This is a genomic window from Microthrixaceae bacterium (assembly GCA_016702505.1).
In the GTDB taxonomy this organism is placed as follows: Bacteria; Actinomycetota; Acidimicrobiia; order Acidimicrobiales; family Iamiaceae; genus Aquihabitans.
Genome location: JADJDU010000008.1, coordinates 134861 through 149705, shown reverse-complemented (window position 1 = coordinate 149705; position 14845 = coordinate 134861). Strand labels below are relative to the sequence as shown.

The window sequence follows — 14845 nt, the reverse complement described above, 5'->3', positions numbered from 1 at the left end:
ATGGGTCGATAGGGTCAGCGGTCCACATCCGCCGACGGCAGGGAAGCAGGCCCAGATGGCATCCACCGGGATCGACCTCGACCACCGAGACAACGACGTTCGACCCCAGGACGACCTGTTTCGAGCGGTCAACGGCGCCTGGCTGGCGACGGCAGCGATCCCTGACGACCGGGCGTCTGACGGCGCCTTCCATCGACTCCGAGATGAGTCCGAACGCCACGTCCACGCACTGCTGGAGAAGCTGGCCTCTGGCGCACAGGAACCAGGCTCAGAGGCTCAGAAGGTGGGAGATCTCTATGCCAGCTTCCTCGATCGCGACCGCGGGAAGATCTGGATCTCGAACCGATAGCCGCTGATCTGGCCGCGGTTGACGCCGTCGGGTCGCTCCCCGACCTGTTTCGCCTGATCGGCCGCCTGGGTCGTCTGGGGATCCCCGGGCCATTCGGGCTGGCGGTGTTCGCCGATGCCGGCCGGTCGGATCATTACGGCGCATACCTGGTCCAAGGTGGACTGGGCCTGCCCGATGAGGCGTTCTACCGGGAGGAGTCGTTCGCGCCCATCCGCCAGGCCTATGTGGCCCATGTGGCCCAGATGTTGGCCTTGACCGGTTTCGGCGAGTCTGCCGCCGAGGACGGCGCGGCCCGGATCATGGCCCTGGAAACACGCCTGGCATCTCACCACTGGGACAACGTCAGAGACCGGGATGCCAACGCCACCTACAACCCTCACAGCCGCGCCCAACTGGAAGACCTGGCTCCCAACATCGACTGGGACGCTTGGTTGAGTGGACTGGAGGCTCCAGCGACCACTCTCGATCAGACCATCGTTCGAGAGCCGAGCTACCTCAGCGGCCTCAGCGATGCCCTGAGAGAGGTGGCGCTCGCCGACTGGCGACTGTGGTTTCACTGGCACGTGGTCCGGGCCAGTGCATCGCTGCTCAGCTCACGCTTCGTCGACGCCGACTTCGACTTCTACGGCCGCACCCTCACCGGAGCCCCAGAGCTGAAGGCCACCTGGAAGCGGGCTGTGGCCGTGGTCGAATCGGCGCTGGCCGAGGCCGTGGGCAAGTTGTACGTGGCCGAGCACTTCCCGCCCGACTCCAAGGCCCAGATGCTCGATCTGGTTGCCAACCTCATCGAGGCCTACCGCCGGTCGATCACCGACCTGGACTGGATGACCAACGAGACCAGGGCTCGCGCCCTGGCCAAACTGGGCACCTTCACGCCCAAGGTTGGCTACCCCGACCGCTGGCGGGATTATTCGGCCCTGGTCATCGACCGCACCGACATGGTCGGCAACCTGCGTCGGGCCGCCTCACATGAAGCCGATCGGGACCTGGCCCGGATCGGTCAGCCCGTCGACCGCGACGAATGGTTCATGAGCCCCCAAACCGTGAACGCCTACTACAACCCGCTCATGAACGAGATCGTGTTCCCGGCCGCCATCCTTCAGCCTCCCTTCTTCCACCCCGAAGCTGATCCAGCGGTGAACTACGGCGCTATCGGGGCCGTGATCGGCCACGAGATCGGACACGGCTTCGACGACCAGGGCTCTCGCTACGACGGCGACGGAAATCTCAACGACTGGTGGACGCCTACTGATCGCGATGCCTTCGAGGAGCGCACCGGCGCCCTCGTCCGCCAGTACGACGCCCTAGAACCACGTCAAGCTCCCGGCCAGCACGTGAACGGTTCGTTCACCTTGGGCGAGAACATCGGTGACCTCGGCGGTCTGGCCATCGCCTACGCGGCATGGCGCATAGCCACAGAGGACGAGAACAGCAACGACGCGAACCGCGCCGACGTAGACGGCAATGACGACGGGCTGAGCGGTTCACAGCGGTTCTTCTGGTCGTGGGCACAGGCCTGGCGGTCCAAGTCCAGAGACGAGGAGGTGGCTCGGCTTTTGGCCATCGATCCCCACTCGCCGCCGGAATTCCGCTGCAACGAGGTGGTCCGAAACATCGACGCCTTCCACGATGCCTTCGGCGTCGAAGCCGGCGATGGCCTGTGGCTCGAACCATCTGACCGCGTGTCCATCTGGTGACATCCCAGACCGTCGGATTCGTGACCGTCCGATTCGTGACGGTCGGTGTCGTGACCGGGCTACTTGTGACCGCTGACGTCGGACCGAATGAGGTGGGCGGTCAGACGAACTCGAGACCTTCGAACCGGCCGTCGTTGCGCCAGTTCTCGATGAAGGAGAAGAACGCCATCGGGCCCTGGGGATAGCCGCCGGCGTCGAGGTGTTGACGTCGACCGATGGCCTGGCCTTCGTTGTTGTAGTAGCCGGGGGTGCAGTCAGCGTTGCCCAGGAAGCCGCCGCTTCCTCCGCCGACCAGCTCGACCCAGTCCGCCTCGGCCTCAGCGCTCACCTCGACGGTCCGGGACCCGATCGATGACGCGTGCGCTACCACCGCGGCGATGGTGGTCCCAGCCTCGACCAGGTTCGAGGTGATGTTGGAGATCAGGTTGGCACCTTGGGTCATCCCGATGATGAACAAGTTGGGGAAGCCCCGCACGTGGGTGCCGTGCAGCGTCCGCATTCCGTCGGACCAGTGATCGCTGAGGGTCAGGTCATCTCGGCCGGTCACCTCGAAGCCGGCTCGACGAGCCAGTTCGGTACCGACCTCGAAACCAGATGCGAAGACGATGCAGTCCAGCTCGTAGTGCTGGCCCGCTACCCACACGCCGGTCTCATCGATGCGTCCCACACCTTTGCCGTCAGTGTCCACCAGAACTGTGCTGGGCTCGTTGTAGGCCTGTAGGTAGTCGTCGTGGAAGCAAGGGCGCTTGCAGAGCTGGCGGTACCACGGCTTGAGCGCCTCCGCAGTGGCGGGGTCTGACACCACTGCGTCCACTCGGGCCCGGATCTCGCTCATCTTCTCGTCGTCGCTGAGTTCGTAGGCAAGCTTGAGGGTCTCAGGGGTGAAGGGCTCGCCCCGCTCGATCTCGGCCACCACCCGGTCCCTGATCCGCTGGGAGATGTCGGTCCAGCCGTCTTGGACCAGATCCTCCGCGGCGAACCCACCGGTCTGGAGGGTGGCGAAGTTGTGGAGCCAGCTCCGCTGCCAACCTGGTTCGAGGGTGGCGAACCAGTCCGCGTCGATCGGGTGGTTGTTGCGAACGTCCACCGATGACGGTGTGCGCTGGAATACGTGGAGGCTCTGCGCCGAGCGGGCCAGATGCGGGATGCACTGGACGGCGGTGGCCCCGGTACCGATGATCCCAACCCGTTTGTCGGCCAGGCCCGTCATCACCGAACCGTTGGGGTCGCCGCCCGTGTAGGCGTAGTCCCAGCGACTGGTGTGGAAGGTATGACCAGCAAAGGTCTCGATGCCAGGGATCCCTGGAAGCTTGGGACGGTGAAGCGGACCGGTGCCCATGGCCACGTAGCGGGCGCCGATTAGGTCTCCCCGGTTGGTGTGAATGACCCAGCGCCCGGCGGCATCGTCCCACGCCAGGCCCGAAACCTCAGTGGACAAGAGCGCATTGTCATACAGGCCGAACTGGTCGGCGATGCGGCGGGCGTGGCCGTGTATCTCGGGGGCTGGAACGTACTTGTGGCTGGGCCGATGGCCGGTCTCCTCGAGGAGCGGCAGGTAGATCATCGCGGCCGTGTCGCACATGGCTCCCGGATACCGGTTCCAGTACCAGGCCCCGCCAACATCGCCGGCACCGTCGATAAGCATCACCTCTTCGATGCCTGCCGCTTTGAGTCGGGCCCCAGTAACCAGGCCGCCGAACCCGGCCCCGATGATGGCCACCTCGACCTCTCGCTCGATGGGCTCACGTTCGGCCCAAGGAGTCCACGGGTCCTCGATCAGACGGGCGAAAGGCCCGGTGGGTTCCAGGTACTGGTCGTTGCCGTCGGGCCTGATCCGCTTGTCGCGCTCGAGGCGGTAGCGAGACTGGAGGGCCTCGTGGTCGATCGGATCGGCTGTCCCCTGTGAGCTCACTTGACCCCTCTGGTCCTCAACGCCCCCGAACGAGAACAACACGGGCGAGTCTTTGCACGCACCATGCAAGAAGTCAAGCAGTGTGGCCCGATCCCGTGGGATCAATTCGGGAAGTGCTGCGCCGGCCATCTCGTCGCCAGACGGTGTCGACCACCAGGTCGACTCCCAGCGCGACCACACCGGCCAGAGCGATCGGATGAAGACGCTCCATCTCCGTCACCCAGTCGACGCCGGTGGATATCTGGTAGCGAACCAGCAGCGCCGAACCGTAGACGGCCGCCAACCCCACCAGCGCCACCGGGAGGATTCCAGCCACCACGCGGCCCTCAGGGCGACGAACGCCGATACCGCCGACCACACCCAGCGCCAATGCCACCAACGGTGGCACCACCAGCATCGAGGCCAACCCAATTCCCACCCCGACCGCGACCGATCCGGCCCGAGATGCCCGCCGACCTCCATCATTGGACCGAAGCCCCGGTAGACCGGCGGGCAAATCGGGTCCCACCCGGGGCCGACGGAGCGCCAAGATGAGGCACGCCCCTACCCCCAACGCCGACAGCCCGAGCGCCACATCTACCCTCCGTTGCGGGGCAAAGCGAAGCTCGACCGAGACCGTCTCCGCCGTGGGAGTGACCAGCCAGCCGTTGGCGTAGCCATCCACCAGTTGTGATGGCCCCAGGTCCCGGCCGGCGGCGGTCGCCACCCAGCCGTCGGTCTGGCTCTGCCCGAGAACCAACCACACCGGCACGCCGGGCGTCAGACCGCTGAGCGTGGCTGTCACCTGATCAGGGTCTGAGTTCACAACCCGGACCTGACCCACGTCCGACGCCCGCGAACCGGCGACATCGTCGGTCGCGGTGTGACCGCTCGCCGCGCCGACTCCAACACGATCTGGTCCACGTCTATGCCGGTGTCAATCCCTGCGGCCGTCCGCACCTCGTGGTCACCATCGGTGAGATCGATCTCGGACCCGCAACTGACCAGGTCGAGCGGACGGCCCGCGAGTGCATCGGAGGTTGAACCCACCACCCGCACCGGAACCGCCTTGCCGTCGACGGTCACCAGATCGTCGCGGCATTTGTCATCGAAGGTGGCCTCCGGACGAGATGTGCGCAGGCCTGCCACGCCCAGCTCGGCGATGGCAAACGGATGGGCGATCGGCTGAGCCGAGGTCCAGTCCACAGACGCCACCGTCCGACTGTCGAGCACCTCCACCTCCAACACCTGACCCGTGGTGGCGGCGAACTCGACGGGGATCTTCACCACATGTCCGGCCTCGGTGCCATCCTGCACTGCTGGCAGGGTCGGCGTGGCCACGACCTTGCCGTCGACTCGAATCTCCAGGCGGGTCGGAACCGAGTGGACACCATCGGCGACCACCTGAAGGTCGAGCCGGTTGAACGTGTGCGGCTCCGCAGTACGTACCGTGATCCATTCCCCCTCGGCTCGACCGAAGGCACTGGACCATGCCGTGGTGGCATCCCCATCCAGCGCGGAGCTGGCCCTGGCATCCCGACTCCCGCTCAAGCGGAGGCTGCTGGTGGCCTGAACATCGTCGTCGGCGACCCCAAGAACCGAATCGAGGACCGCGTCACTGGCCCGACCCGACAACCTCGCCGTTCCCACCACCGTGAAGATGCGGCGGTCGGGAACCCTCAGCAGACGAACGATGGAACGTTCCTCGTCCTCACGGGTCCGATCGGTGGGATCCTGACGGAGGCGGGTCAGCACATAGGTGAGGGCGGTCGAATTGCGGGCATCGGCGGGGGCGGCACTCACCGCGTCGACCAGGTCGACAGGCATGCGGATCAGCTCTTCGAGCACCGGAGGCTCATCGCCGAGATCCACCTCGGTGAAGCCGACCGGGCCGGCGTTGCCGTAGTGGAGTGGTTCGTCGAGGTTGTCGGCCAGGATCGTGATCTCCACCCGTTTGGTGGTGCGCTCCCCGAGATCGACCCGCTGACCGGGAGGGAGCCGTGAAACATCACCGAGATCCACCTCCACCGGTCGACCATCACCCACGTCGATACGCACCCTGGTGATGGCCCGGGTCGTCCTCACCTCGGGTAACTGGAACAGATCGATGTGGTCGAGGTCCAAGGGTTCGGCCAGTGTCAAAACCCACCGCTCGCCGCGGGCGTCGCTGAACGACGCCGTCGACCAGGCCGTGGTGTCGTCGCCGTCGACGGCCAGCGCTGGTCTCCCGTCGCCGGCGAAGGTGATCGGGTTCCCGTACGACGTGGCATCGGCCTCGATCCCTCCCCGCTGCACGGTGACGGTTTGGACGTCGGTACCGGCCTCGGGGAATCGGGGCAGGCGGTTGTCGGTGAGGTTCTCGGCCAGGGCCTCTTCGCCGATGCGCTCGGTGTGACCGCGGGTGTGGCGCAGCGACCCCCATCGCTCACCCCGGTCCCGGTTGCCGTCGGTCACCACCAGCGACGCCCCCCGGGCCATCTCGATCGCCACCTCGGCAGCATCGAGGGAGGCGCTGTAACGGATCAGCTCCGTTCCGTCGATGACGCCAGCCCCGGCGGCATCGACCATCCCGGCCCCATCTCCCGACAGGAGTACCGCACCCGAGGCCGGTTTGACGTCGACGATGCCGGGGACGTCGTCGACGTCCACCACGGCCACGGCCGGGCCATCGGGAAGGTCACGCTCCTCCAACAACCACACCTCGTCCTGCATGGGCAGACGCGACGGCGGCCGGTTCACATAGGGACCGGTCATCTCGACCGGCTCCCCCAGGCCCGGCGCTCGCTTGACGAGCTGCCACACCATGCGGGGCCGAGCCAGGTGATAGCGCTCGTACTGGAGGTCACCCCGTACCACCAGGTCCCCGACCCGCAGGAGGCGGGCGATGGGGGCCAACGACGCATCCTCCAGCGTCCGCTCTTGAAGCCTCAGATCCAACGCGTTGAGCAGATCCGCGGACATCGGTGTGCCGTAGGGCACCAGTTCTCGGGCCACAAAGGGACGTTCGATCAACCCGGGCAGTATCGGGTCGACGGTGTTGCCCCACCGATAGGAAGCGAAGTCACTACCGGGTATGGCCATGACGCGGGTGCCGTCGTCTCGCTCGTCGACCAGGGCCGCGGCTTCCAGCCAGTAGTCGGGTACATCTCGCCGAGACAGGCTGGTTTGCACCAGCGACCGCTGCCACAGCGGCACCATGCCGACCACCGAAGCCAGCACCACCACCGCGGCAAGCGGTCGAGCCAGGCGCGGACGGTGGGCCAACACCCACAACAATCCTCCGCCGATGAGCCCGGCGGCGGCCAGGGAGATGAGAGGAACGGCTCGGGGCAGGCTTCGAAAAGCCAGTCCCCGCTCGGTGGCCAGAAACGCCTTGATGAGACGACCGAACAGGGGTGGGTCAGCCCAGGGATGAGCCCCGACTGCAACCACCGTCCCCACCACGAACAAGGCGGCGAAGAAGCTCCGATATCGCCACCTCCCCACCGCGGCACCGGCCAACGCCAGGAGCGGCACCAGGAACGTCGCCCCGAAGATCAGGGCCTTCTGCGTGTATTGGTAACTGGGTTCGATCCACAGGTCGAGCTTGTCGCCCCCGTAGAAGAACCAATAGCCGAGGCCGCGCACCACCTCGAAGGCGGTGGACGTCCGGGCCACCACCTCGGCCGACTCGCTGTAGCGGACGATGTTGATGCCATGGGTGGCCTGCACTGACAGTCCCGCCAACCACCACGAACTGGACACCACCGTCAAAAGCCCGATGCGGGCCACCGCCGACAAGACCCGCCCCGGTGCCGCTTCCCGAGCCACCAACACCGACACGACCCACAGCAGCGGCGCCAACCCGACCAGGACCAGCGCGGTCAGGTTCACGCTTCCCACCGTGGCCACCACCAGGGCGAACAGTGCAGGATGGCGCCACGATCTGACTCGGATGGATTGGATGGTGAGACCCAACAACCAGGGCAGGCCGATGGCTGGGAGCAACACGCCCGACAGGCGCCCGAGGTAGGCCACCGCGAAGGGGCTCAACCCGTAGGCCACCGCGGCAGGCCAAACCGCCACCTCGGGCAGGCGCAGCAAACGCAGCAGGTACGCGGTACCGGTGATGGCCGCGAACAGGAGGGTCCCCCACCACAGCCTTTGAGCGACCCAGTCCGGGACGCCGAGGGTGTCGAAAGCCCAGAACCACGGCCCCATCGGCCACAGGTAACCGATGGTCTGGTGAGAGACCGTTCCCAGACCGACAGATGGATCCCACATCGACCAGGCCTTGGACAGCAACGCCCTTGGGTCGAGGTACAGGTACGACTTCGTGTCGGCGCTGATCCACCCGGGCCTCGTGGCCAGAAGGGGCAGGTAGCACAGTGCCGCGATGCACCAGAGCGGACGCCACGATCGCCGAGGCTCGTCGGCGGGGACCGCGACCGAGGGTGCCATTTGTACGTCATCACCAGTGCCGTCGGTGGCCAACTCCGCTTCGGTGGTGGTCGACGGAGTGGTCACAGGTGGTCAGGGCTTCGAGCTAGGTCGGGTCACGTCGACCAGACCGCCCAAACGGTAGCGGCCCGCCGATACCCCAGGGTTGCACCCTCGCCGCCGTACAATCTGGCCCCGACACAGGACCGACCAGGCCAGGAGGCCTCGGTGAGCCGCCGGGAGCGAGAGACACCAACGAGCAGGACGGCCCGAGCCGTGGTCGCCCGCCTGGATGTGGTGGTGCTGGCCTTGGTCGCCTACCTGCCGTTCCTGGCATCCTCGCCCGGTGAGCTGAGCTCGGACAGCAAACAGGCGCTCTACGTCGATCCCGGCGGGTTCCTGCGTGACGCCCCCTTCCTGTGGGACCCCACCGTGGCGGCAGGAACCGTGCCCCACCAACACGTCGGCTACCTGTGGCCCATGGGGCCATGGTTCTGGCTCTTCGACACCATCGGAGCGCCGGACTGGGTCGCGCAACGCCTGTGGCTCGGATCGTTGACGTTGACCGCGGCGCTAGGCGCACGATGGTTGATGCGCTCCCTGGGGCTAGGCCGTATGGCTGCCCTGGCCGGCGCTCTGGTCTACGCCCTGACCCCCTACCAGTTGGCCTTCACCGCTCGAACGTCGGTGCTTCTGTTGCCCTGGGTCGGGTTGCCGTGGCTGGTGGAGCTGACCCGCCGGGCCGTGCACCGGGGCGGGTGGCGCCATCCCGCCCTCTTCGCCCTCGTCACCTTCTCGGCCGCAGGCGTGAACGCGGCCTCGCTGGTGCTCGTCGCCATCGGTCCGTTGGTGGTGCTGATCGACGCGGCCCGGCCCAGCCGCCTCGGACCTCGGGCCACGGCAGGTGCCGCGGCGCGCATCGGTGTCTTCACCCTGCCGATCTGCCTATGGTGGCTGGCCGGCCTGCGCGTACAGGGTGGCTACGGAATCCCGGTGTTGCAGGTCACCGAGAACCTGCGGACCGTGGCCGAGCGGTCCTCACCCGACGATGTCCTGCGCGGGCTGGGAAACTGGTTCTTCTACGGCCGTGATCGGGCCGGATGGTCGCTCGACCAGACCGACTACTACGAGCACCATCGCCTGGCCATCGCATTGAGCTTCGTCATCCCGGTCCTGGCCCTGTCGGTGGCCACCGTGGTGAGGTGGAGCCACCGGTGGCTGACGGTGGGTCTGGTGGCTTCCATGGTCATCGCGGTCGGGGCCTGGCCCTATGACCAGCCCAGCCCGGTGGGCCGACTTTTCCGGGTCATGGTCGAATCGACCTCGGCCGGTCTGGCCTTCAGGAACCACCCTCGGGTGGTTCCCGTTCTGATCCTCGGCCTGGCCCTGATACTGGCCGCGGGGGTCCGGGCCATGCCGGACCGGGCCCGCTGGGCCGCGGCTTCGGTGGTGGTCCTGGCCGCACTCGGTGGCTTGGCGCCCGTGGCCCGGGTGGGGATGTTGACCGACGGCATGAACCGTCCCGAGACGCTGCCCGACCACTGGGTGCAAGCGTCCCGATACCTCGACGAGGCCGGCTCCACGACACGGGTCCTGGAGGTGCCGGGGGCCAACTTCGCCGACTACCGGTGGGGTAACGCGGTCGAACCGGTCACCCCCCTACTCCTGGACCGGCCCTATCTGGCCCGGGAGATCCTTCCCCAAGGTTCGACCGGTTCCACCCTCTTGTTGGATGCCCTTGACCGGCGGATCCAGAACGGAGTCCTCGACCCTGACGCGGTGGCCCCGATCGCCAGGTTCTTGGCGTCGGGCACCGTGGTACTTCGCAACGACCTGCGTTTCGATCGCTTCGACCTGCCCGGCCCGGATTCGATGTGGAACCTCCTGGTGGGTTCGGCCGCCACCGTCCTGGCCGCGCCCACCGGATTCGGCGAAGCGTTCGTCAACCGCGGCAACCCTGAACTGGACTCCATCACCCCGAGCGATCTTCAGGCCCACCAAGGCGTGACCCGCGATAGTCAGCTTCCCCCCGTGGCCGTCATCGAGGTGGCGCAGCCGACGACCATCGTGGGGGTAGCCCCCGTGGATCGCCCTGTCCTGTTGGCCGGTGACGCCGACGGGATGGTCGACGCCGCGGCCGCGGGGCTTCTCGACGGCCGGGGCCTGGTACTGCTTTCGGGGTCGCTCAGCCAGGCTGAGCTGTCCGCCCACGAGAAGCGAGGCGCGGCGCTGATCGTCACCGACTCCCACCGGCGTCGCATCCAGACCTGGTTCTACTCGTTGCGAGACACCCGAGGGGCCACCGAGGAAGCGGGAGAGACCATGGTCGAGCCGTCGGGCTACGACGCCCGCCTGCATGCCTTCCCGGCCCCAGATGACCGGACTCGGACCGTCGCTCACCAGATCGGGGCCACTGTCAAGGCCACCTCCGCCGGGGGCGGGGCCGAACGACCTGAAGATCGTCCGGTGGCCGCGGTGGATGGGCGACTCGACTCGTCGTGGCGAGTCGGTGGGTCCGATCCCACTGGCGAACGCCTCACCGTCACCCTGGAACGTCCGCAGGTGGTCGATCGGGTGGTCCTGATCCAACCCCAAGACGGCCCGCGAGACCGGACCGTCACCCGCGCCAGGCTCCGATTCGACGACGGGTCGACCATCGACGTCGATCTTGGTCCGCAGTCGTTGCGACCAGACGGCCAGGTGATCGAGATCCCCGAGCATCTGGTCGCGTCTCTCACGGTGGAGATCGTGGCCGTTTCTGATTCGGACGGGGACCCCGCGGCGGCCAACGCCGTCGGTTTCGCCGAGATCGGCCTCGGTGACCTGCGGGTGCAAGAGAGCGTGCTGATGCCTCGAGACCTACTCGAACGCCTGGGATCGGCCAGCCTCGACCACAGCCTCGACCTGGTCCTCACCCGGCTCCGGACCGGTGCTGACCTCTGGCGACGGTCAGACGACGAGGTGACCCTGGACCGCACCTTTCACCTGCCGACGGCCCGGTCATTCTCCCTGGTCGGCACGGCCCGCCCCTCCGACGACGCGGCGGACCGACAGATAGATGAGTTGCTGGGTACGGCGGGAACCATCGAGATGTCCTCGTCCAGCCGACTCCAGGGCTCACCCGGGTCCCGGGCATCGCGGGCCGTGGATGGTGACCCGTCCACGGCGTGGACCGCCTCGTTCGATGACCGTGCTGGCGACGGGCCCGAGCCCCTCGGTGGATGGATCGAGATGAGCGCCGACCGCCCATTCGGCGTGGCCGAGTCGTTGCGTCTGGACTTCGTGGCCGACGGGCGTCACTCGCTCCCCGCTGAGGTGACGGTCACCATCGACGGCCAGTTGGTGACCACCCACCGGATCACGGGGTTGACCGAGGGGAGTGAGCCGGGTGACCTGAGCTCGGTGACGGTTCCACTGGAGGGAGGGCCGAGAAGCGGTCGGTCCGTTCAGATAGCGGTGACCGAGGTGGTTCCCCGACTCACCGACGCCTCAGCCACCGGGATCGCCTTGCCCGTGGCCATCGCCGAGGTCGGGGGCGTCCAGGCCGGCGTCGCCACCACCGGGATCGTGGACCCGGCCTGTCGTGGAGACCTGGTCCAGATCGACGGAGAACCGGTTTCGGTGCGGCTGGGCGAACCCGCCGCTGATGGCACCCTCACCGTCACAGCCTGTGAGCCCGTCGACCTCGCCGCCGGAACCCATCGTCTAACCGTCTCGCGCGGGTCGAACACCGGAATCGATGCGGATGCGCTCACCCTCAGTTCCGCGGCCGGCGGTGAACCCGGTCCAGTGGGAGTTCGGGGCCTCGACGTCGGAGAGGCTCCAGCCCGCGTCACCACTTCGAACGTTGAACGCACGACGGTGAAAGCAACCGTCCAAGCCGATGGGGATCCCTTCTGGTTCGTACTCGCTCAGAGCGCCAGCCCCGGCTGGCAACTCGAGGTCGACGGTGGCACCGCCGGGCCTCGGTCGCTCGTGAACGGCTACGCCGACGGATGGATGATCACGCCCACCGGGTCCGGCCCGATCACGATCTCACTCCGGTGGCAACCTCAACAGACGGTGTGGGTGGCTATGGCTGTGAGCCTGACCACGTTGGTTCTGGCACTGGCGGTGGTGGCATCGACCCGGCCGAGCGGCCCGGTACCGCAGACCGTGGCACCGACGTTCGCTCCCACAGCATTTCGACGCGCACGCCCTGGAACTGCTCAGGTCGAGGACCCAGGCCCGGCTGGGTTGGCTGGCATCGTCACGTCGACCCTGGTGACGGCCCTGGTGGTCGCGGTCATCAGCCGCCCCTGGATCGGATTGGCATGCGCGGCAGTGGCGGCCGCGACCTGTCGGTGGCGCACCCTGGTCTGGCTGTCGGCCCCGGCCGCAGGGATCGCCCTGGCCCTCGCCCGTCCGCTGGACCGGCCAGAACTGGGGTGGCTCGCGCTAGGGGTGGTGATCGCTGTCGTGATCGCCGATGCGCTCAGGAGCCGGGCCGGGCAGTGACCGTCACGTCGAATCCGGCTACTGCGGCGGCGTCACGCCACACCAGCTCATCGGTGATGCCTTTGTCCGGTTTGAAGGCGACGCCGGGGATCAGCGCCCTCATGGTAGGGCCGGCCTGGACCAGCACCTCGTAACGCAGCGACGGGTTGGCCCTGGCTTCGGCCGGTGAACTCCCGAACCCGACCACAACGGCGATTGTGTTCCCACCGACCGGGACCGGGAGTCCCCCGTTCCCGGCGTCGGCCTCGTCGGCCGCCACCCGCCAGGTGGTGTGAACCGTCGAGTTGGGTGCGGCCTCCGCCGCAACGTCGCGCCAGAACACGTAGCCGTCTATCTCCAAACCGATGCTCACCGCGGGCGGACCGGGAGTGGACACCCGTACCGGGATCTCCAGCACCTGGCCCCGCACGATCTGGGCCGGGACGAGCTCCACGCCATAGGGCTTCGTGCTCTCCAACGGAACCAGTTCCGCGGTGGGGACATCGGCCCGTTGCACGAAGGCGCGTCGATCGGGGTGGGAATCGATCAGGTCGATCACCTCGGGATCGGAGTCTGTGGCCCAGAGGATCTGGGCGTCGAGGTCAGCCGTGTTCCCACCGGCAGGGTTGAGCTCGAACAGGTATCGGGCTGGTGACACCACCACCACGGCGGGGCCTTGGATCGTCTGGGTGGACTCCCGCCAGGCGAGCTGGATCCGGCTGAGCTGACGGTTGAGCCCGATCCGACCCACCCCGACGGGAACCGTCACCACCACCATGGCCACCGTCACCACCGCCGCCGCCCTCACCGATCGCCGGGCCAGGATCAACAAGCCTTGGGCCATGAGGATGCACAAGGGTACGTACAGCGGCACGAAGTAGATCGGTCCGCTCAAGCGACTGGCCAGGGCCGACACGCTGGTACCCCAGAACGGGAAGTACCCGACCGGGAAGGCCACCACGATGGCCAGCAGCAACCGCGTATCGGTGTTCCTCCGTCGGGCGACCGCCGCCAAGGCGGCCACGGCAACACCCAGGTAGGCCCCGACCACGAACCATGGAAGGAAGAAGGCGTTCTTGGCTGTGCCTCTGAAAGCCTTGGCCAACGTGTAGTTCTCGACATCCATGGCCGGCATCAGACGTCGCTCGCCAAACCCGAACGTGTCGAGGGGGTCGGCAACGGTGATCGGAAACTCGAACGGGCTGCCGGTGAGATGGAAGTTGTGGGCCAGTTGAACCGCCACGATGGCCAACAGGGGAGCCATGAACCAGGGCACCAGGCGCAGAAGTCGACGCCAGTCCCTCCACCGTGTGATGAGGGTGAAGCCACCCACCGCCGCCGCCCACATGACAGCGTCGAAGGTCCGGGTCATGACCATCCAGCCCAGGAGGATCCCGGCCACCATTACCCGTCGACGTGATCCGACCCGCACGCCAGCGTGGAACTGTGCCACGAACCAGGTACCCAACCCCAAGGCGAACACATAGGTGAGGTAGACGCCGCTCTGCACGGCCAGTATCGGCGACGCAACCAGGAGCAGCGCCCCGATGGCGGCGACCCGACGATCCTCCGTGATCTCCCAGGCCAGCGCATAGGTGCCGGTGACAGCCAGGACCGCAGCCAGGGCCAGGGACAGCGGGGGCCATCCGACAACCTGTCCAACCAGGAGGACCACCGGCCACCCCAGCGGGTACTGGGAGAAGAAGGCACCCTGGTGGTGGCCCGACAGCCATGGCTGCATCACCCGCGGGAACCCGAGATCGCCCAGGGTCAACTGCCCGCTACGCAGCAGGCCCGACTGCCACAGATAGACCGGTTCGTCCCGGTTCCAGGAGAACCCGGGGTACACGAAATGTTCCGACAGCAGCGCGACCACGGCGGCGCACAGGCCGAGCACCGCCACCGCCCGAGGAGACCGGAGGCAGGCATCCACCTGGCACAGGACGGGGCCTTTGGGGCGCGGTCTGGACAAGGCCGTGAATCTACCCAGGAGCCAGCCAAGCCACGAAGGCA

5 protein-coding genes and 1 pseudogene are annotated in these 14845 nt (G+C 67.2%); 2 read left to right on the top strand and 4 right to left on the bottom strand.

Annotation, left to right across the window (positions count from 1 at the left end):
* Positions 1–55 precede the first annotated feature (55 nt).
* Positions 56–2046: pseudogene (locus tag IPG97_09350) on the top strand (peptidase M13).
* A 100-nt stretch (positions 2047–2146) separates the two neighbouring features.
* Here IPG97_09350 and IPG97_09345 read toward each other — a convergent pair.
* From IPG97_09345 to IPG97_09335, 3 genes are read right to left on the bottom strand one after another with little or no spacing between them, the layout of a single operon-like run.
* On the bottom strand, positions 2147–4087 hold the full coding sequence (locus IPG97_09345) for an NAD(P)/FAD-dependent oxidoreductase (GenBank protein MBK6856730.1): 1941 nt from the start codon (positions 4085–4087) through the stop codon (positions 2147–2149).
* Complete coding sequence (locus IPG97_09340; protein ID MBK6856729.1) at positions 4032–4742, bottom strand: hypothetical protein; 711 nt, start codon at positions 4740–4742, stop codon at positions 4032–4034. The genes IPG97_09345 and IPG97_09340 overlap by 56 nt, the downstream gene beginning before the upstream one ends.
* A gap of 17 nt (positions 4743–4759) precedes the next feature.
* Positions 4760–8443 (bottom strand): DUF3367 domain-containing protein, encoded by a 3684-nt coding sequence (locus tag IPG97_09335; GenBank protein MBK6856728.1) that lies wholly within the window; start codon positions 8441–8443, stop codon positions 4760–4762.
* A 141-nt stretch (positions 8444–8584) separates the two neighbouring features.
* Between IPG97_09335 and IPG97_09330 the strand changes: the two genes are divergently transcribed.
* A complete protein-coding gene (locus IPG97_09330) occupies positions 8585–12853 on the top strand; it encodes a DUF3367 domain-containing protein (GenBank protein MBK6856727.1) in 4269 nt (1422 codons plus the stop codon).
* Here IPG97_09330 and IPG97_09325 read toward each other — a convergent pair.
* A complete protein-coding gene (locus IPG97_09325) occupies positions 12831–14804 on the bottom strand; it encodes a glycosyltransferase family 39 protein (protein MBK6856726.1) in 1974 nt (657 codons plus the stop codon). The genes IPG97_09330 and IPG97_09325 overlap by 23 nt on opposite strands.
* Between the last annotated feature and the right edge of the window lie 41 nt (positions 14805–14845).

What these genes read in the sequence shown, in the direction of transcription:
- IPG97_09345 (MBK6856730.1), bottom strand. Translation starts at nt 4,087, where the DNA reads ATGGCCGGCGCAGCACTTCCCGAATTGATCCCACGGGATCGGGCCACA.